15 protein-coding genes and 1 pseudogene are annotated in these 18,593 nt (G+C 64.4%); 8 read left to right on the top strand and 8 right to left on the bottom strand.

The window, feature by feature from the left end; translation table 11 throughout:
* Window positions 1–39: 39 nt before the first annotated feature.
* Together BLV04_RS07940 and BLV04_RS07935 are read right to left on the bottom strand one after the other, a co-directional pair.
* Window positions 40–693, bottom strand: coding sequence for a cytochrome b/b6 domain-containing protein (locus tag BLV04_RS07940; RefSeq protein ID WP_093029805.1), 654 nt, complete (start codon window positions 691–693; stop codon window positions 40–42).
* Window positions 693–2,348, bottom strand: coding sequence for a tetrathionate reductase family octaheme c-type cytochrome (locus tag BLV04_RS07935; protein WP_093029803.1), 1,656 nt, complete (start codon window positions 2,346–2,348; stop codon window positions 693–695). The genes BLV04_RS07940 and BLV04_RS07935 overlap by 1 nt, the downstream gene beginning before the upstream one ends.
* Window positions 2,349–2,686: 338 nt before the next feature.
* On the opposite strand from BLV04_RS07935, the gene BLV04_RS07930 reads away from it, so the two are divergent.
* From BLV04_RS07930 to BLV04_RS07915, 5 genes and pseudogenes are all read left to right on the top strand, one after another.
* Window positions 2,687–3,340: a cobalamin B12-binding domain-containing protein gene (locus BLV04_RS07930; protein WP_093029801.1), complete on the top strand. Its 654-nt coding sequence runs from the start codon at window positions 2,687–2,689 to the stop codon at window positions 3,338–3,340.
* Window positions 3,337–3,525, top strand: a complete 189-nt coding sequence (locus BLV04_RS25560) for a hypothetical protein (protein WP_245731785.1) — start codon at window positions 3,337–3,339, stop codon at window positions 3,523–3,525. Before BLV04_RS07930 ends, BLV04_RS25560 begins: the two co-directional genes overlap by 4 nt.
* An 18-nt stretch (window positions 3,526–3,543) precedes the next feature.
* Window positions 3,544–4,425, top strand: a pseudogene (locus BLV04_RS07925) (uroporphyrinogen decarboxylase family protein); the annotation flags it as partial.
* Between the two features lie 2 nt (window positions 4,426–4,427).
* Window positions 4,428–6,053, top strand: a complete 1,626-nt coding sequence (locus BLV04_RS07920) for a diguanylate cyclase (protein WP_175534539.1) — start codon at window positions 4,428–4,430, stop codon at window positions 6,051–6,053.
* 152 nt (window positions 6,054–6,205) lie between these two features.
* Complete coding sequence (locus tag BLV04_RS07915) at window positions 6,206–6,835, top strand: hypothetical protein (RefSeq protein ID WP_093029797.1); 630 nt, start codon at window positions 6,206–6,208, stop codon at window positions 6,833–6,835.
* Window positions 6,836–6,878: 43 nt separating this feature from the next.
* Here BLV04_RS07915 and BLV04_RS07910 read toward each other — a convergent pair whose 3' ends face one another.
* On the bottom strand, window positions 6,879–7,793 hold the full coding sequence (locus BLV04_RS07910; protein WP_093029795.1) for an alpha/beta fold hydrolase: 915 nt from the start codon (window positions 7,791–7,793) through the stop codon (window positions 6,879–6,881).
* Window positions 7,794–7,946: 153 nt separating this feature from the next.
* On the opposite strand from BLV04_RS07910, the gene BLV04_RS07905 reads away from it, so the two are divergent.
* Window positions 7,947–8,444, top strand: coding sequence for a hypothetical protein (locus tag BLV04_RS07905; RefSeq protein ID WP_093029793.1), 498 nt, complete (start codon window positions 7,947–7,949; stop codon window positions 8,442–8,444).
* A 27-nt stretch (window positions 8,445–8,471) separates the two neighbouring features.
* Here BLV04_RS07905 and BLV04_RS07900 read toward each other — a convergent pair whose 3' ends face one another.
* A complete protein-coding gene (locus BLV04_RS07900) occupies window positions 8,472–10,004 on the bottom strand; it encodes an alpha/beta hydrolase (RefSeq protein WP_093029791.1) in 1,533 nt (510 codons plus the stop codon).
* A 46-nt stretch (window positions 10,005–10,050) separates the two neighbouring features.
* Window positions 10,051–11,409: a saccharopine dehydrogenase family protein gene (locus BLV04_RS07895; RefSeq protein ID WP_093029789.1), complete on the bottom strand. Its 1,359-nt coding sequence runs from the start codon at window positions 11,407–11,409 to the stop codon at window positions 10,051–10,053.
* Window positions 11,410–11,734: 325 nt separating this feature from the next.
* On the opposite strand from BLV04_RS07895, the gene BLV04_RS07890 reads away from it, so the two are divergent.
* The gene (locus BLV04_RS07890; protein ID WP_175534542.1) at window positions 11,735–11,953 is read left to right on the top strand and encodes a YMGG-like glycine zipper-containing protein; all 219 of its coding nucleotides are present in this window, start codon (window positions 11,735–11,737) and stop codon (window positions 11,951–11,953) included.
* Window positions 11,954–11,984: 31 nt separating this feature from the next.
* The gene (locus BLV04_RS07885; RefSeq protein ID WP_093029785.1) at window positions 11,985–12,479 is read left to right on the top strand and encodes a DUF1269 domain-containing protein; all 495 of its coding nucleotides are present in this window, start codon (window positions 11,985–11,987) and stop codon (window positions 12,477–12,479) included.
* A gap of 90 nt (window positions 12,480–12,569) precedes the next feature.
* Here the strand turns inward: BLV04_RS07885 and BLV04_RS07880 are convergent, their stop codons facing one another.
* The 3 genes from BLV04_RS07880 to BLV04_RS07870 all read right to left on the bottom strand — a co-directional run bounded on the left by BLV04_RS07880 (window position 12,570) and on the right by BLV04_RS07870 (window position 18,567).
* Window positions 12,570–16,253 (bottom strand): translocation/assembly module TamB domain-containing protein, encoded by a 3,684-nt coding sequence (locus BLV04_RS07880; RefSeq protein WP_093029783.1) that lies wholly within the window; start codon window positions 16,251–16,253, stop codon window positions 12,570–12,572.
* Between the two features lie 84 nt (window positions 16,254–16,337).
* Window positions 16,338–16,964: a DUF3611 family protein gene (locus BLV04_RS07875; RefSeq protein WP_093029781.1), complete on the bottom strand. Its 627-nt coding sequence runs from the start codon at window positions 16,962–16,964 to the stop codon at window positions 16,338–16,340.
* Between the two features lie 376 nt (window positions 16,965–17,340).
* Entirely contained in the window at window positions 17,341–18,567 is a 1,227-nt protein-coding gene (locus BLV04_RS07870) for a potassium/proton antiporter (RefSeq protein ID WP_093029779.1), read from the bottom strand.
* Between the last annotated feature and the right edge of the window lie 26 nt (window positions 18,568–18,593).

Genomic DNA, 18,593 nt, shown 5'->3' with positions numbered 1-18,593 from the left:
AAATTCGCACCTACGCGCCGGCGACTGCCGGATTTCCGATCAGCGGATGTCCCCCGGCTGATCCTTGCTCAGATAGGCCTCTTCCTCCGGGGAGAGATCCACCTCGTCGAAGCCGTTGATCATCGGCATCAGATGCTCGCGGAAGGAGTGGCCGATGGTGAGCATGTAGACATGGATGAGCACGAACGCAAGGATCATGAAGGCCGCGGCCGTGTGCACCACGGCGACGCCGTTGAGCCATTGCGTGGCATGAGGCACGTCGCGCCACGCGAAGTAGAAGAGATAGGCGAGCCCGGTGATCCAGATCGCCGGAAACAGCACGATCTTCAGCATGAGGTAGGCCAGCGCCTGCAAGGGGTTGTGCTTGCGCCAATACGCCTTGCGATAGGGGTGGCGCTCGCCTTTGAAGATGCCGTAGCTGTAAAAGCGCAGGACCCCCCACATCCCCGATGCGGACGGGATGAAGTGGCGCCATGTGCGTGTCGTAAAGAGCCAGAAGATGCTGAAGATCCACAGCAGGAGCAACGCGAAGGCGGCCGAGGTATGCAGGGTGACGGCCTCTTCGAAGGTGAAGACATCATGGAAGCCGTGCAGCCCGAAGCCCGTGATCAAGAGTGTGACGATGAGCAGCATCTGGGACCAGTGCCAGAAGCGCTCGAAGAGGCTGAAGATCTTGACGCGGCGTGTGGCCATCAGTGCTGCTCTCCCTTGGAGCCATGGGACGGCGAGAAGAAGCGAACCAGGCCGTGGATGAGGATGCCGCCCAGGGTGCCGGCGACCAGAAGCGTCCCGATGATGTCGAGCCAGCGGTTATGGTCGCGTCCCGGCATGTAGACGCCCTCGACCGAGGCCAAACGGCTGCCGGTCGGGGCATGGCAGTCGCCGCAACCCAGTGCCTGCTCCTTGGGTGCGACCATGTGGGTGATCGGCCACCAGGAGATGGTCTGGATGAAGCCGAACTCGCCTGAATAGGGCAGTCCGAAATCGGCCATGCCCTTGGCGATGGACTTGCCCATGTCGTAGTTGCCCCAGTAGGCGGCATCGTCCTCACCCCACAGATGGGTGTAGACCAGGGTGCCGTTGCCTTTGTCGTAGGGCTGCCAGGTGTGCATACGTTTGAACGGCCAGATCCGGGATTTCGGATCCTCGCGCGAGCCGGTGAATCCGTTGATCTCGATGGATTCGGCCTGCGGGTCGAACTTGGTGTCGATGGTGGTGTAGAGCATCTGGCCATCGAACCAGCCGTAGCTCGGAGGAAAGTTTTCGTCGAAGGTGAAGTTGCCTTTGATCGACTTGTAGGTGTAACGGTGGTTGCCGTTGCCCTGAATGTAGCCTTCCTCGTGATAGCCCTCGCCGTCCTTGGTCTTGCCCGCGGTGCGCCAATCCCAATCGACGACGGTTGCAACCCCGCCGCGTGCGATCTCGGGGATGTGGCAGGTCTGGCAGGCGATGCTCTGCACGTGATCGTTGAGCTTGAAGCCTGCGAGCGAGTCCACCGGATGCGGCGACAGACCGTGACAGGACTCGCAGGTGGCCACGTCGGTGCGCTGGCCCGGCTTGCCCGTGCCCTCGGTGTCCTTGGAGACGACTTGGTAGCGGCTGCCGGCCCAGACATGGCGGTTGGTGATGTGGCAGGCGGTGCAGGCGAAGTTCAGACCGTCGACACCCATGTGGACGTCGAGTGTCCTCGGCGGGCTCTTTAGGGCCGAGGAGAGGTCGCCATGCTTGACGTTGTCGCCGCCGCCGCCGTTGAAGTGACAGGCCCCGCAGTTGGCGCGTTGTGGGAGCGTCACGCTCTGTGCGACCGCAGCCAGATCGATCGGCGGCTTGCCCTCGAACATTACCGAGCAGGCCGCATTGCCGGCGCTGTTCGGCGTCTTGTAATAGGTGCCGGTGGTCTCGTGGCAGACCAGACAGTCGATATTGGTCTCGTCGGTGAAGTCGAAGTTCTCGTCCTTCCACCCGTAGCCGGCATGACATTGGGCGCACATGCCTTCGTTCCCGCGCGAATTGGTGCAGAAGTTGTTGATCAGATAGCGCTTGCCGAGCTGTTGGCCGGTCTCCTCGTTGGTGTAGGACCAGGTCCAGTGGATGTTGCGCATGAAGTGATCGCCGGCTTCGGTATGGCAGCCCAGACAGGCGACGGTGACCTCGGGCCCTGAGCTGAACGGCCCTTTAAGCTGGTCGAATTTGGTGTGATCGGCGGTGCCGCCTTGCAGCGGACCCGAGATCTGGGGAGGCGGAACGGCGGTTGCGGGCGGTGTCGGCCAGGTATCCCGGGCAGCGGAGCTTGCGCTGAAGAGTGCGATGAGAAGAAGGCCGGCGAGGACGCCGATCGAGGCTCGCATGATGTTGCTCCGGAAGGTGAGCTGGGGCCGGGTCTGCGCCCGGTCGTGGTCCGGACATGCACTACCGCTGCCGCCCGCCCCTTTACGGTCTAGCAGACTAGTTCAGATGAGTCGCCTTTTCCCTGACAAGGCGCAATGACTTTCCTGGAATATTCGATCCGCGTGGGTTCTTCGCCTTGCGATGGTCCCCGGCTGGTCACCTCGAGGGGGAAAAGATCGATTTCCGGTAATATGGCCGAAACCTTCCCTGCGTGCCGCCAGGCGAACCGGCCGTTCATGCCGGGAGTGCTTGGCGATACCACGACGTGATGCTCTACCTAAAGGTCGAGAAAGCAGCAATGACTCAGTCGGAACCGGTCGAGACCTTCCTCAACGCACTGCTGGCGATGGATCGCGTCGCGGCGAAGCGTACGCTCGAAGGCTCGACCGCGGCCGATGCCCGGCTCGATGTCGTCGAGCGCCTGGTCGTGCCGTCTCTCGAGCGCATCGGAGACCTATGGGAGCGCGGCGAGGTTTCGCTGTCGCAGGTCTATATGAGCGGTCGGATGTGCGAGGAGATGGTCGACGCCATCCTGCCTCCGTCCGATCCGGGTCGAGTGGATCAGCCTCCGATGGCGATCGCGGTGCTCGACGACTATCACCTGCTCGGAAAACGTATGGTGTATTCGGTCCTGCGCGCCAGCGGTTACGAGCTGAAGGACTACGGAACCGTCGACGGAGAGGCTCTGGTCAGTCGGGTCGTTCGCGACGGCATCGTCGTGCTGCTGATCTCGGTCTTGATGCTCCCCTCCGCGCTCCATATCAAAACGGTTCGAGAGGCGTTGGATCGGGCCGGTTGTCGTCCGTTCATCCTGGTGGGCGGCGCGCCCTTTCGTTTCGACACCGAGCTGTGGCGGGAGGTCGGCGCCGACGCCATGGCCGCGACCGCCGCCGAGGGCGTCGCCGTGGTGCGTAAGCTCCTTGATCATCTGCCGAAGGAGTATCGCTCATGAGCACTCGACCCATGACCTCCCTCGAGCGCGTGCTGACCACGCTCGGCCACCGGGAGCCGGATCGGGTTCCGCTGTTTCTCTTGCTCACCATGCACGGTGCGCAAGAGCTCGGACTCTCCATCGAGACCTATTTCTCGCGGCCTGAGTATGTGATCGAGGGGCAGCTGCGTCTGCGTCGCAAGTAACGCAACGATTGCTTCTATACCTTCTTCTACGCGTCGGTTGAGACCGAGGCGTGGGGCGGGGATGTGCTCTATACCGACGACGGCCCGCCCAACGCCGGCCGGCCCATGATTCGGACGCCGGAGCAAATCCGCGCGCTGGAGCCGCCGCAGGTCGCCGATTCGCCCTGTCTGGTCAAGGTGCTGGAGGCCACCCGTGGGCTCAAAGCGGCAGGCGGCGAGGAGACCCCCATCATCGGCGTGGTCATGTCGCCCTTCTCGGTGCCGGTGATGCAGATGGGGTTCGAGCCCTACCTCAACCTCATGTTCGAGCAGCCGGACCTCTTCGAGCGCCTGATGCGTCTGAACGAGGCATTCTGTATCCAATGGGCGAACGCCCAGTTGGCCGCGGGTGCCACGGCCATCTGTTATTTCGACCCGATCTCCTCCTCGACCATCGTTTCGCCCGAGCACTTTCGCAGGACCGGGCTTCAGGTCGCGATGCGCACCCTCGCCGCGATCAATGGACCGGTGGCAATGCATTTCGCCTCCGGTCGCTGCATGCCGATCCTGGACGATCTCCCCCGCACCGGTGCGGCGGTTATCGGGGTCAGCATGCTCGACGATCTTGCTGCACTCAAGCAACGTACGGCCGGCAAGATGGCGTTGCTCGGCAACCTCAACGGAATCGAGATGCGTCGTTGGACACCGCAGCAGGCCGAGGCGCAGGTCAGGGCGGCAATCGCCGCGGCCGGTCACGGCGGCGGATTCATCCTGTCCGACAACCACGGCGAGATCCCCTACCAGGTTCCGGAAGATACGCTGCTGGCGATCTCCGAGGCGGTCCATCGCTGGGGAACCTATCCGCTCGATATCTCCCGCGAGTCCCCGAGCGCGCAGCCGTTGAAGGACCCCCGGAGCTGACCGTGGCGGAAACGCTTTGTCTGAGGGTCTGTAGCCATTTTCGACAGGATGTCGAGACCGCGCTGGCGGGCCTCGGCGAGGAAGGCGTGCGCGTCCAGGCTTACCCCGCCGTCTGCACGCTGCGTCCCGGACGATGCAACCTCGCGGATGCACGCGAGACCCCGCCGCCCGAAGGTTCCGACGGCGCCTTGGTGCTCCTCGGGTGCGATGCCGAGACGCGTGCGGCGCCGCCGGATCCGCGCGTGCACCTGGTGAAGCTCGACCACTGCATTCACCTCTTGGCCGGGAGCGATGTCCTTGAGCCCGAGATACAAGGCGGTGCCTATCTCGTCACGGCCGGCTGGCTCAAGCAGTGGCGCGAGCACCTGCGCGGCATGGGCTTCGATCGGGAGACGGCGGGTGAGTTTTTCCGAGAGTGCACGCGCGAGCTTCTGCTCCTGGATACGGGCAGCGACGCGCATGCCCTCGGGGAGCTCGAGGCGCTGGCCGGGTATCTGGGCCTACCGTGCCGCAGCCGCTATGTCGGATTGGATTATCTGAGGCTCTTTCTCTCCGGTGCCATCGCCAAGTGGCGCAATCTCGCCGCGGAGGCGAAGACCCAAGAGGTTCTGGCGCAGGCCAACCGCAAGGTCGCCGATTACGCCATGGCCTTCGACCTTCTGGTTCGCTTGTCGCACATCACCGACGAGGAGGCCACGATCGCGGCGATTCAGGAGCTCTTCGCGATGCTCTTCGGGTGCACCAACCTGGTGTATGCCCAGGTGGAGGAGGGACGGGTCAAGGAGATCTTCGCTGCGGAGGAGCGACCTCGGGATCGCCTGGATCTCCAGCAGGCGATCGATGCGCTGCATGAGGGTTATCTGATTATGCCGTCCGGGAACGGTTTTTTCCTCCGGATCGACTACAAGGATGCCGTATTGGGGCTGATACTGGTGCGCGAGATCCCGTTTCCGGCCTATCGGGATCAATATCTGAATCTCGGCCTGGCGATCTCGAATCTCTGCGGTTTGGCGATCTCCAACGCCCGCACCTTCGTGAAGCTTCAGGAGACCGAGCAGAACCTACGCCGCGAGCGTGACATCAATTCTCGCTTGTTCCAGCAGGTGCGGGCCCTGGCCGATACGGATCCCCTGACCGAGCTGCTCAACCGCCGTCGGTTTTCCGAGCTTGCAGAGGTCGAGTTTGACCGTGCCAAACGCTATTCCAACCCGATTGCGGTGATCATGATCGACATCGATCACTTCAAGCAGGTCAACGATACCTACGGGCACGGCGTCGGCGATCAGGTCCTCAAAGCTATTGCCGAGCGGCTTCGTGCGGTTCGCGTGTCGGACCTCCTGGCCCGTTACGGGGGCGAGGAGCTGGTGGCGCTGTGCCCCGAGACCAACGCCCAAGAGGCCGAACGACTCGCCGAGCGACTGCGCCTGGCGCTTCTCGAGCGCGACATAGAGACCACGGAAGGGCCGATCCCGATCACTGCAAGCCTCGGCGTGGCGACGCGCGAGCGCGGTGTCGAAAACCTTGGCGCTCTCGTTGATCGTGCCGACCAAGCGCTCTATGCCGCGAAATCCGCGGGACGCAATTGCGTTCGGGTATACGGCAGGGACGCCGCCCCATCCGAGCCCTGACCAAGTCGTTCAATGGGGCGTTGCGGCGCTTGATCGGCTTCGCCGACCTCGCAACGTGTGAGGGTTGGGCTGGAAGTGCTTTTCCGGCTCGGTTCCGCTAGGCTAGCGGGTCTCGGTGTGCTGCAGGTCGGTGTGTTTCGGACGCCACGGCTATGATTCCAGAGGTGTTGGGTCGACTTATCGGCCGCCATAGATACGGCCGCGAAAGCTATTTCAGCGACCAGCTCAAGGATAAGTACGAGAATCTCTCGGCCTATTTCAACCTCTGCTCCTTGTCGTCTTTGCGCTCGGCGGTGAGCTCGGGCCGGCAGATCCGCTGCTGCGACGACCTTGTGTTCGACTGCTCGCCGGGGGCTTTCGTTCGGTGTTTCGGCAAGCCTCAGCACCAGATCAAGAGTCCGAACGACCTGACCGATCTACTTCTCGTGTATCGGCAGCAATGGAACAGCTACAAGGTCAAGAGCGAGCTCCACTTCGCTCGTCATGGCCTCTTCTACTTCAATCGAACCTTTCCGCATTTGTCGCAAGCCCAGAAACAAGAGCTGCTTGCGGTGCTCGCGGATAAATATCACGACGGTGAGTCGGTCGATTTTGCGGCCGAGAAGCTCGTCGATCCCGTCGGCAACGAGATCATCGTGAGTCAGAATTTGGTGCTCTCCATCGACTATCTCGATAAGCAAGGTCCGTCCTGCACCGAGCTTCTGGAGATCCTCGGGCGTTCACGGCTGGTCAAACAGCAGCAGGTCGACCGTCAGTTGGCCCATCTGTACCATCATCTTTAGTCCGTGGTCGCGTCGGGCCTGCATGCCGTTTGAGCCGCGCGGATCATCCGGCGTCGGGGTTTTTGCTCGATTGCGGGTCGAGTGCCGTCGCGGCGAGGAACTCGCGCACCAGTCGGTGATATGCCTCGGGTTGCTCGATCATCGGCAGGTGGCCACAGTCGTCGAGCCGAGCCTCCCGGACGTTGCGGATCCTTGCCGCAAGGGCGCGAGCACCGGATGGCGGCATTACGGCATCCGCGTCCGCGTTGACCAACAGGGTCGGCGTCGCCATCGTCTCCAAGGCGGTCAGGAAGGCCGGGCTGCCGGCGCCGATCGCACACTCCAGCGCGCTGAGCGGATCCGTGCTCAAAAACTCTCTTACGCCGACACGGACCGTCTCGTCGTCCTCGGGGAGCCGATGCAGGACGTGACCGGCGATCGCGCGGTACACCAGCGGTTGAGCGCCGAACCAGTCGATCGCCGGACGCGAGAGCGCGTGCCACGGACGGGACATGGCCAGCCAGGGCCGCCAAAGCGCCATTGCCAAAGTCATCTGATGGTAGGCTTGCGTCAAGGCGAAACGCTCCAATGCGTTGCGGGTCGTGCCTAAGCTGGTCAGGACGAGCCGATCCACCCGCTCGGGCCAGCGTGCCGCGATCAGGATCGCGACGGCGGCACCCCAGGAATGGCCATTCAGATCGAAGCGCTCCAGGCCCAGCCTGTCGGCAAAGGCGATGACCAGACGTGCCGACGTCTCCGGCCCGGTCGCGCCGGGGCGCGCGGGGGTCTCTCCGTGGCCGGGCAGGTCCAGCGCATAGAGATCGCGCACGCCCGAGAGGTGCTCGGGGGTGTGCTGCCAATGCCCGGACGATCCGCCCCAGCCATGGATCAGCACAAGCGGTGGTTTGCCGTCGGCCGCTTTTCGATAGACGACGGGACCGTCGTCGAGCGTCAGGCGATGCCGGGTCGTGAAATCCATTGGCGAAGCTCCAGTGATGCGGACTGCGAAGCCGAAGGCGAGCGATCGGGCTCCTCCGGCGGAGAGCGGCGCAGCATAATGGCCGTCCGTCGGGCTCGCAAGACTTCCCCTGGACAATGCGGCAGCCCGGATGATTCACGAGAAGGTACAACCATGATCAAGAGCACGACAGATTCGCTGCAAATCATCGCCGCTCTCGTGACCGCATCGGTTTTGACCGCGAGCTGCTCCGGCTCGCGCGAGGACGTGCGCGTGAGCTTCTGCAAAAGTTTGGTGACGACACAGGTCGAGTCGCCGAGCTCGGTGCGCTGGACCGGCGTGGAGACCCAACCCCGCGGCCATTCGGGACTCTCGGTCGTGCTGGGGTTCGAGGCCGACGGTGTCGGCCGGTCTCGGCAGGCGACCTGTCACTATCGTTACAACGCGGTCGAGGACACGGCGTTGACGCTGAGCGATCCCTTGTCGGTCTATTCGACCTCCCCGGAGACCATGACGATCGACGGCGAGTCGCTCTCCAGGCCCGCCCTCGCCCGGGCGGTCAAGCAGGCGATGATCAGTCAGGGCAAGGCGATGATCGACCGCGCAGAGCAAGGGATCGAGGATGCCGCGGCCATGGCGCGCGACCGGCTCGGTTCCGGAGACGGCAACTGAAGTCCATTGCGCTCGGTGCCCCGGGGTTCAACTGCGCGATTCAGGATCGTCGATGCCCTGTGCTGCGTCCGCCTTGCCTGTCGCGCCGTCGCCGGTTTTGCCGACAGGCGCATCGGCGATCCCTTCTTCGATGCGGTCGAGTAGATACGAGTAGAAGGGGTTCCAGGACAGGCGCACCAGCGAGTCCAGACTCATCACCAAGAGCCCGCGCTCGCCGTGGATGGCCAACGCCCCGAGGTGGGCACCGAAATCCTCGTTCTCGTTCGGCTCCAGTCCGTAGAGCGAATCGTCGATCGGAAACGGCAGGGCGACGTGCGAGAGCGAGAAGACGTCGCGCGGATAGTTCAGCCCCAGCGCCCTGACCCGCTCGGTCGTCTCGCCCGCTTCGGTGACCCGCTCGACGACCTCGCTGCTTTCCGGGTCTGCGTTGGTGATGACGGTCGTTTTGAAGGTGCGCGGCGTCGGCGGGAGCAGGCGCTCGAGCGCCGTCTCCGTACCCGGACGCATCAGCGGCCCGAACTTGGTGTTGCGGTTGATATCGAAGAGCACCAGCTCGCTGCCGTTATCCGGGAGTTGAGCGTAGAGGCTCGTCACGATAGCGCGCGTACTGACCGTGAAATCGACCACGGACTGGAAGGTGATGATCGGGGGCAGCTCGTCGAGACGCCCATGGCGTGCATAGCGGGCGATGCGCGGTTGCAGCGCACGCGTCAGGAGCGATGACTGGCGCGCGCCGTTGACCGGAAAAGAGTTGTATTTAAACGGATTGAACTCGGGGATGACGCCGAGCCAGGCCGCGCTCGCGAACGCGGGAAAGATCGCGGGCAAGCCGGCGAATCCCGCGAACCGAGCCATCTCGGTGATCCCGATCATGGGCGTGATCAGGATCACCCGATCGGCCTGCCTCATGGAGGGATCCTCGACGGCGTCGAGCACGTATTTCATGGCGAGTGCCCCGCCGTTGGAGAAGCCGACCAACTGCAGCGGCGCCGAGGGCCCGACCCGGCGCACTGCCTCGCGCACGGCCAGGCGCGTTGCGGCGGACCAATCCTCCCAGTGCACGGTCGTCAGGCCGGCCGGGACGGTCCCGTGTCCGGGCAGGCGGATCCCGATCACGACATAACCCGACGCGCGGTAGTGTCGGCCGATGTGACGCAGGCTGTAAGGGGAGTCCGTCAGGCCGTGGAGCAGGACGACTGCGCCCCGGGGCTCGCCGTCGGGCTCGAGGACATAGGAGCGGTTCCAGTCTCGGGCGAAGCGCCCCGGATAGAGCGGACTGCCTTCGAAGTAGCGGTTGGAAAGGATGCGCTCCTCCGGCTCGAGCTTGTCGGTGACCTCGGAGCGCACCTCGTCGAAGAGCGTCTGCTCCCGCACCAGATACGCCTCCCAATCGGCCTCGTCGAGCTCCTCGGCGACCATCTCGCTCGGAACGAAGGTGTGCCACAAGGCAAGCGGTGCACTTTGATGCGCGTCGAAGGCGCGTACGGCAAGGAAGGTCAATGCGCTCACGGCGACGAGCTGTGCGACCAACTTCAGGATTCGGGCGGTCCTCGCAAGCATGAGATGGATCCTCAACAGGCTCGATAGTGGGTGTTGGAGCACAAAATCAGGCCACCGAGGCGTCGCGGACACTCTCGAAGAGATCGATATCCCAGGCGACCAGGTCGCGTCGAACGGCGTCGGCGCGCATCCGCGGCAGCAGGCGGGCGAGATCCTCCCCCGCGACGACGCCGACGAGCGCGCCCGGTGCCTCGCGTGCGTACTCGAGCGCATGCCAGGCTAGGATGGCGGCACCGACCGCGGTCGGATAGGAGATGTAGGTCGCCCCGGCATAGGGTGTGTTGAGCAGATCGTGGTAGCGCAGGTAGCTCAGTCCGACCGTTTCGATGGCGGTCTGACGGTCGTTGCGCACGACCTCGGAGACGCGGATCTCGGCGGCGGCGGAGAAGTGCGCGCGGCGGATCGTCCCGTTGCGCAGATACTCCTCGATGCGCCGCGGCTTGTTCATGCCCGGCAGGATGGCGCGCACCATCGCCTCGACGGTCAGCTCGGGCTGATGCGGCAGGGTGCGCTTGGAGAGCAGATTGAGCTGGAAGAGTGCCTTCACCAGCTCGACCTCGGACCCGCCGGTGTAGACCCCGATCGATTCGACGTCCGGGAAGGCGCGATGGAGCGACAGCAGCTCCTCTTGGTAGAGCGGATACTGGCGAATCGGCCGGGGTTCGTGCGGAAAAGCATAGTCGCGCCCGGCACTGAAAGGTTCCAGGATCTGCATGCGGCCTTTGTTCAGGATGCGCGGATGCTGCGCCAGCTCCTCGAGGGCGACGATCGGCGACCAGGAGAAGATGACCGAATCAGAGTCGATGTCTTCGAGCAGATACAGATCGATGCTCTCGATCTCGAGCTCTTTGCGGTCGCCGGCGAGCAGGTCGTGCATGCGGCGGCCAATCAGAAAATTCGTGACGCCGGGCGAGATGCCCATGTTGATCAGCGCGGCGATCCCGCGCTCGCGCAACGCTTGGTCGAACCCGTATTGCGAGAATGTCAGGGTTCGGTCGGTGGTTGCATCGTACATGTCGGAGGCGAGGTCGACCGCGTGCGCGCCGATGCGCAACGCCAGCTCGATCATGGGCCCGTTGAACTCCGGCAATGCGGCGTTGACCATCATGACCGCTCCCGTGAGCGCGGTCTCGTATCCGGGCTCGAGCGCGAACACCGGAGCGAAGTCGGGTACACCGATGAACTCGATCCGGTCGAAGACGCGCTCGGCGTGAAAGAGGGCATCGCGTGCGGCGTCCGGGTTCAGGACGTAGACGACAAAGCGCACCGGAACATCGTCGCGCTCGGCAAGCTCGGAGAGGCAGATCAGCAGTGCCGACCCCACGGCGCCGAGTCCGAAAAACACGATCTTGGTCGGCTGCGCGCTTGGCCAAGTCGCAGATTCCGTCACATTGCTGGCCGGCATCGTCGCCCTCCTACCGGAGAATCTGAGCTATGATCGCGAAGCCGGATTCCGGCTCGAAAGGGTCGGAAACCACCAGGACGAGATGCGCTTCCGACCGCCGGAAGATACGCCGAAGCCCGTCGGTGAACAAGCCGCCCCAGGGGCTGTCACGCTTCGGCGATACGTCGAACGTGGTCGCCCGATGCCGTGGCTCGTCGGCGTTGAGCGGATGCTTCGGGCGGCCCCGTCGGCCCCATCCGAGGGAGCCTATCCGTCGGCTCGATCGTGAAGGAAACCCCCGGTTCCCGGGGCGTTGACACTGAGATTAGGAGAGACCAACTTGAAAATGATCGCTATCCCTTTGACCCTTGTCGCTGCCGTTGCGCTCTCCGGCTGCGGAAACACTACGGGGGCCCGTGTCGGAACCGGCACTGCGCTTGGTCTTGCGACCGGCGCCGCGATCGGGGCTTTCAGTGCGCAGGCCGGAGCGGGCGCGCTGATCGGTGCCGGTGTCGGGGCGCTCGGTGGTTATCTCGTCGACGAGCATAAAAAGGGCAATCTGTGAACCGAAGAGATTTCCAACCGAGGAGACATCCATGAGTGATTTGATCGTCGTTTCGTTCCCCGAGGAGCATCTGGCGTTCGAGTTGCGCGCCGAGCTTGCCAAGATGCAGAAGGCCTACCTCATCGACATGGAAGACGTCGTCGTCGTCACCAAGGACGACGCAGGCAAAGTGAAGCTCCATCAGGCTGTGAATCTCTCTGCGGTAGGTGCGGTGGGCGGCGGCTTCTGGGGCATGCTGATCGGTCTCGTATTCCTCAATCCCCTCCTCGGCGCAGCGGTCGGCGCCGGCGCCGGCGCGCTGTCCGGCAAGTTTTCGGACATCGGCATCGACGACGATTTCATTAAGGGATTGGCGCAGAACTTCCAACCCGGATGCTCTGCTGTGTTCATCCTGGTTCGCAAGGTGACGGCGGATAAGGTCCTCGAAGGGCTCACGGAGTTCAAGGGCAAGGGCAAGGTCCTGCAGACCTCGCTGGAGAAGGATCAGGAAGAGAGCCTGAAGGCGTTCCTGGAAGGAACGAGCTGAGCCGAGCTGCGTCGGGGCCGGGGGGGGCGGACCGCCTCGCCCCGGTCGCTCATGCGAGCGGCGCTCGACGACCTGGGCCGACGATGTCGGTTATTCGCTGTCGATCGTGTCTCCCGGCGGCGGGGCTATCGTCGGCCTGTCGGACCCCGCAGGTTCGAAGGTCCAAAACAGATCGACACTCTGGCTCCCGCCGCTTTGGGCTTCGAGCTGGATACGATCGGTGAGGTTTCGGCGCAGCCTGAAACGATTCCGCGCATCGCCGAGCCCCGTCTCGTACTCGAGGAAGATGCCTGGTGCGATGTACCGGCCGAAGGCGAATGCCGCGCTGTGGTCTGCATCGGTGCCGCCGGGTGCGATTCCGGTGATCAGGAAGGTGATGGCATCGGACTGACTCATCGCCGGATCCGTGTTCGAGAAGAAGGTGAACTGCGGGTCGGCGAGTGTGCCGACCACGCGAACGTTCGCCTCCGTCCTGCCCGTTCCGCGCCGGGCGAGAAAGAGCAGACCCGGATTCCGGATCGGGTTTCGGACCCAGATCAGCTGACCGCGTGAAACGGTCAGAGGCGCGACCAGGTCGGCCGCTACCCCCAAACCGGTCGGAATCCGGTACTGGCCGTCGCGAATCTGCAATTGTCCGTTGCCCGAGAGGTCGCGGCCCGGGGTTTTGATCAGGTCGAGGTTCCCTGCAAGACTGCCGGTCAAACCAAAGGCATCCAGATGCACTCCCTCGCCGACGCGCAGCCCGATCGCGAGGTCGATCGGATAGCGCGGCGGGCGGTCCGTCCCCTTGATGACAACGTCGTTCGAGGGCCTCACGGTCCCTGCGGGAAGCGCGCGCGGGCTGATGCGCGCCTCCGGGATCAGGATCTCGCCGCGCACCTGCGCGCCTTGTGTGGTTGCGTCCAGATCGAGCCTCGGCGACACCCGCACGAAGTATTCGCTCGTATCGATCAGGACGAGCCGCTCTCCGGTCGCCCGAAGCCGCGCACGTGCACCGTCGGGGCCGAATCCGCCGTCGCCGCCGATCTCCAGACGCCCGCCGCCGACGTCGGCGCCGCCCGTGACTCGGATACGGTTTGCCGAAGCGGCGTTTGCCGACAGCGTCAGATCCGCGACATCCAGACCGAGGAGAGGGACATTGAAACCCCCGCGCTCGACCCGAGCCTCGCCGCGGATGTCGGGCTTGCCGAGCGTACCCCCGAGCGCGATATCCGCGTTGAGATGTCCTCTCAAACGCGAGAGTTGCGGAATCGGGTCTGCTAACCGTTCCAAGCTGTCGAGGCGGGCGCGGATGCGGCCGCTCACCGGCTGCGCGGGACGGACCGGATCGTCGAGCCGCCAGCCGGCCAGATCCAGATCGACATCGGCTTGACCCAATCCTTCCAGCGGCAGGGCGAGCCGGCCCCGCAGGTTGCCGGCCGCCGCATCGATGTCGAGTCGAGCGCCCGAGAGCGTGATGACCTCGCCCGGGCCGCGGGTGCTCGGCAAGCTCAGCCGACCCGTCGACAGGGTCGCCGTGGCACGTCCTTCCAAGGCCGCTCCCTTGGCCACGAAGCGTCCATCGAGTGCGGCGTCACCTTCCAGCGAGAGGTCATCCGGCAACAGCGGCGCAAGCATCTCAAGATCGAACCGGTCCAGAGCAACCCCGAGCGTCACGGCAGCATTCGCGTCCCGCGAGATCTCCAGACAACCGCCGGATCCACGCGCGTGCCGCATGCAGAGCGGTCCGGCGGCAAATGACGGCCAGCTCACCGCGACGGGACTCGGCTGCCCGAGGACCCAGGTCTCGACATTGGGGCTTGTCAGGCGCAGCGCCGTCAGCTGTCCCCGATAGCTGCCTGTTTCCGCGAGACCGCCCGCGTGGCTCAACTCGACCGAAAGCGGATCGCCCGCCAGGGAAAGATCCAGCCGATGGTCCGCGCGGTGGCCCTCGCCCCGGATCGCCAACCGCTCCCAGCGCCGGGCTTCGATCAGAAGATCCTGGCCATCCACGCGGATCTCCAAGCGTCCGTCGGGCGCGAGATCCAGATCGGCAACCGCCGAGAGCCGCGCGATGCCTTGCTGCGCGATCCAGACGTCCGCTGCGGTCAGCTCGACCTGCAGACGTGGCGAGCCGACGGCGCCGGAGACCGAGCCTGCGGCTTGCACTCGGCCGGCCATGCCCGGATAGAGGCTTGCCAGGTCGGGCGAGTCGAGTACGTAGCGCAGATCGAGCGACCCATCCAGCACGCCGTCGATGCGCAGCGTGCTCGGTCCGGACCGGGCGCGAAAGCCATCGACGACCAGTCGGCCCTCGGCGAGTGCGAAATCCCCGGTCGCGGAAACCGGATAGCCGCGAAGCTCGCCGCTCAGCCCTTCGAGTGCCGCCGTCAAGGCGGGACCTGTCTCGGTGAACCGGCCGCGGCTCGCGACCTGCAGATCGAGGTGGCCCGACCAGAGCTCGGGGTCGGCATCCACGACGAATGCGGCGATCAACTCCGCAGGGTTCAGCGCCGTGCCGCTCAGGCGCAGATCCCAAGCCGTTCTCGAAAGAGGAGTTTCTGGCTCGGTCGCCAACGATTGCGTTCCGGCTGGATCAACCCGGGCGGTTGTGTTCAGGCCGATCCGGCCCCTCGCCGAGAGCTGCATGCGCGAGCCGATGCGGCGCAGATCCAGGGATCGGATCTCGAGTGCCTGGTCTTTCCAAAGCAGATCCAGCGAGGCGGCGAGACGTCCGAGAGCGGGTCGCTCGACGGGCTCCGCTTGGATCTCGCCAGTAACTACGGTCGATGCTGTATCGCCCCGTATCGCGAGGGTGCCGCTGACCGCGACGGCGCGCAGGTCGGCATCGAAGGCGGGCAGATCCAGCGACACAAGCGCGAGCGTGCCGCTCCACCCCGGACGCCCGATCGGATCGCTGATCTCGACATCAAGATCCAGGTCGGTCGAGCCTGTCGCCGTGCTCTGTGAAGCCAGACGCGTAAGGTCTCCGTGCAGACCCGTGTGGCCCAAAATGCGGGCGCTCGGCGTCGGCTGCAGCTCCCAGCTCAAGTCAAGATCGAGGGGGTAAGCGCCGGCCAACCGGGCGGTTCCGCTGCCTTGCGCTTCAAACGCGGGCTCGACCAGGACGACCGCGACGCGGTCGATGGACAGCAGTCCTTCCTCAAGCCGCCCGGAGAGCTCGGCCCGTTCGACGACGGTTATTAGCCGGTCGCTCTCTGTCGCGAAGATTCGCAGGTGCTCCACGCGCGCTGAACCCAGCTCAAGGGACAGCGGCAAGAGAAGATCGGGCAGGACGATGGGGTTCTCGGAGTCGCGCGCTCGATCGCTCGGAACCAGATCGACGTCCGTCGCACGGATCTCGGCGATCGCCAAAGCTCCGCCGAACGCCCGCAGGGGCGACCACGCGAGGTCGATGCGGCCGATGCGAATCGCGAAGGCCGGCAACTGGATCGAGAGATCGGCGACGACGATACGGCTGAAGAGTCGCCCTTCGACCAGACCGACTTGAAAACGGTCGGGGTTCAGCTCGGCGGCCAGATCGAGAAGCGTGCGCAGACCGGACTGGGTCGCGCCCAACCAGAGCAGCAACAGAAGGAAGACGAGAGGAAATCCGGCAAAGAGACGCGGATTCGGGACGCGAAAGGGGCGCCGACGCTGGGGCGCTCGCGACGCGAGTGCGGGCGTGGTGCCGGGTCGTGCAGGATCGGAGTCGGGATCGGATGCCCCGGCGGGCGCTGGCCGATGCGCATCGACCGGCGCCCGTGGGCCCTCGGTGTCGGGCAGGTCGGTCATCGGCGTCCGAAAAGCCTGTCGAGGACGACCGCCGCGTCGGTACAGCGCGCGACGCGGCGGGATGACCGAGCGGACAGACCCGCTCTAGACGACGACCTTGCCCCCGCCGTACTCGGGCGAGCCTTCGGTGACCCGGAACAACAGCCAGAGGCTGAAGACCATAACGACCAGCTCGGCCATCAGGGTCATGACCATTGACATCAGGCTCAGCATATCGACCGCCGACACCCAGCTTGCCGGACCCATCCCCGTGGTCTGAATGACCGGGACACCGCCTTGCGGCGTGGAGAGAAAATAAAACAACAGGTGCGCGACCTCGATGAACATCACGACGATGGTGAAGAGGATCGCGACGCTGCTTGCGACCAGACCGACCCAGACGGTTCCGGCAAGATCCTCCTCCGAGGGGGACTGCTCCGGACCGGCGATCTGCTTGGCGATCCGCGTATAGCGATAGAACCAGAAGGTGGTGAAGACGAGGATGGCCAGACTTCCCATCGTCAGATATTCAACGATCGGCAGACCGGCGCGGGGCCCGGTGGGCGATTGTGCGAAGACGAAGGTGTAGCTCATGAGCACGATCGGGATCGCCCCCACCACGATCTGAATCCATAATCCGGTCCAGCCCAGCCGCGAAAACGATTTCGCCAGGCTGATGCGCGGCAAGGTACGCGTCTTTTTCAAAGAATTCTCGATGAACTTCTTGAACATGTCGATCTCATCCTTAACCGGGGTTGGCTGTCATAGAACCCGCGAGCGGGCGGTTTTCGTCAACAAGCATCAAGCACCTTCGACGTGTCTCCGGCGTCCTCGCATGGCATGGAGATAAAGCAAGACACCCGATCCCCGGCGACTGCGTCGATCACCGGAACGACGAATCAAGATGCCGGCGAACTCGTCTATCGCCGGCTCGGCGAAGGACTCGGACGGGACGCGGCCAGGCTCGGCAGGCGATTCGGATCTTCCGAAAACCCCCGGATCGGCGGGGCAAAAGCATAGTCGGGCACCCGCATCGCCGCAAGGCGTTTGTGGATTTCGGACAATGCTGCTCGCCTGCGGGTTTCCGGTGGCAGCAGCAGCGGGTTCATCATTGGCGGCGCTCGAGCGATTCCGACACGACCACCTCGCGCCTATCCTCCAGATCGAGCCGCCGCGCCAGCCAAGGGATGGTCCAGCCCTGCAGAACGAGCGAGGCGATCACCACCATGAAGACCACATTGAAGAAGTTCACATCGACAGGGCCGGGGCTCATGACCGGGATGATCGCGAGAAAGATGGGCACCGCTCCCCGCAGACCGACCCAGGCGATGAAGAATTGCTCGTTCAGGCTGAATCGGAACGGCGCCAAGCAGACGGCCACCGCAAGCGGGCGCGCGATGAAGATCAAAATGAAGGCAATGCCGGCCGCGTGTAGGACCTCGCCCCGGAATTGGTGCGGCGTGACCAGCAAGCCGAGCATGAGGAACATCAGGATCTGACTGAGCCAGGCGAGGCTCCCGTGCGTGATGTTCAGCTCTTCCCGGCGCGATCCGCTCAGGCGATCCATCAGGACGACCCCGCAGAGATAGACCGCCAGATAACCGCTGCCGCCGATCAATTGGGTGCCGCCGAAAAGGGCCATGGCCCCGGACAAGGCCAACACGGCAAAGAGCCCGCTCGCCAGCTCGAGGCGGTTGATCAGCCAGGCGAGGATCAGGCCCCCGAGAAGCCCTGCGACAGCCCCCACCCCCAGCTGCAGCGCGAAGGTTCCGCCCAGCGCCCAAGACAGCTCGGCACCTCCGGCATCGACGAAGGACACCAGGACGATGGTCAGAAAGATCGCCATTGGATCATTGAGGCCGGACTCGACCACGATCGTCTCCATGACCCGACCTTTCAGCTTGATGCCCCGCCCTTGCAGCAGCAGGAAGGTCGCCGCCGCGTCCGTCGATCCGACGACGGCGCCGAGCAAGAGGGCCACCAACAAGGAAGCCCCCAGCAACCAGATCGACACGCCGACCACGGCAGCGGTGATTACCACGCCGAGCGTCGCGAGCATCAGCGCGGGACCCCAGCAGACGCGGATATCGCGAACGCGGGTACCCAAACCCCCCGCAAACAGGATCACCGCCAGTGCGATGCTGCCGACATGGTAGGCGAGCTCGAAGTCGTCGAACGCGTATCCCCCCGGCCCGTCCTGACCGACGAGCATACCGATACCGAGGAAGATCAGAAGGATCGGCGCGCCGAGACGGATCGCGAGCGGACTTAGGAGAACGCTCAACAGAACCAAGCCGGCGACCACCAAGAGTGCCCATTCCAGTGACTCGATCACGCGCTTTCCCTTCTCACTCTACTCGA

Origin of the sequence: Thiocapsa roseopersicina (assembly GCF_900106925.1) — a bacterium.
Taxonomy (GTDB): domain Bacteria; phylum Pseudomonadota; class Gammaproteobacteria; order Chromatiales; family Chromatiaceae; genus Thiocapsa; species Thiocapsa roseopersicina.
Note: the sequence above shows the minus strand (reverse complement) of the source record. Positions and strands in the feature narration are given on the sequence as shown.

What these genes read in the sequence shown, in the direction of transcription:
- BLV04_RS07940 (WP_093029805.1), bottom strand. Translation starts at nt 693, where the DNA reads ATGGCCACACGCCGCGTCAAGATCTTCAGCCTCTTCGAGCGCTTCTGG.
- BLV04_RS07935 (WP_093029803.1), bottom strand. Translation starts at nt 2,348, where the DNA reads ATGCGAGCCTCGATCGGCGTCCTCGCCGGCCTTCTTCTCATCGCACTC.
- BLV04_RS07930 (WP_093029801.1), top strand. Translation starts at nt 2,687, where the DNA reads ATGACTCAGTCGGAACCGGTCGAGACCTTCCTCAACGCACTGCTGGCG.
- BLV04_RS25560 (WP_245731785.1), top strand. Translation starts at nt 3,337, where the DNA reads ATGAGCACTCGACCCATGACCTCCCTCGAGCGCGTGCTGACCACGCTC.
- BLV04_RS07915 (WP_093029797.1), top strand. Translation starts at nt 6,206, where the DNA reads ATGATTCCAGAGGTGTTGGGTCGACTTATCGGCCGCCATAGATACGGC.
- BLV04_RS07910 (WP_093029795.1), bottom strand. Translation starts at nt 7,793, where the DNA reads ATGGATTTCACGACCCGGCATCGCCTGACGCTCGACGACGGTCCCGTC.
- BLV04_RS07905 (WP_093029793.1), top strand. Translation starts at nt 7,947, where the DNA reads ATGATCAAGAGCACGACAGATTCGCTGCAAATCATCGCCGCTCTCGTG.
- BLV04_RS07900 (WP_093029791.1), bottom strand. Translation starts at nt 10,004, where the DNA reads ATGCTTGCGAGGACCGCCCGAATCCTGAAGTTGGTCGCACAGCTCGTC.
- BLV04_RS07895 (WP_093029789.1), bottom strand. Translation starts at nt 11,409, where the DNA reads ATGCCGGCCAGCAATGTGACGGAATCTGCGACTTGGCCAAGCGCGCAG.
- BLV04_RS07890 (WP_175534542.1), top strand. Translation starts at nt 11,735, where the DNA reads ATGATCGCTATCCCTTTGACCCTTGTCGCTGCCGTTGCGCTCTCCGGC.
- BLV04_RS07885 (WP_093029785.1), top strand. Translation starts at nt 11,985, where the DNA reads ATGAGTGATTTGATCGTCGTTTCGTTCCCCGAGGAGCATCTGGCGTTC.
- BLV04_RS07880 (WP_093029783.1), bottom strand. Translation starts at nt 16,253, where the DNA reads ATGACCGACCTGCCCGACACCGAGGGCCCACGGGCGCCGGTCGATGCG.
- BLV04_RS07875 (WP_093029781.1), bottom strand. Translation starts at nt 16,964, where the DNA reads ATGTTCAAGAAGTTCATCGAGAATTCTTTGAAAAAGACGCGTACCTTG.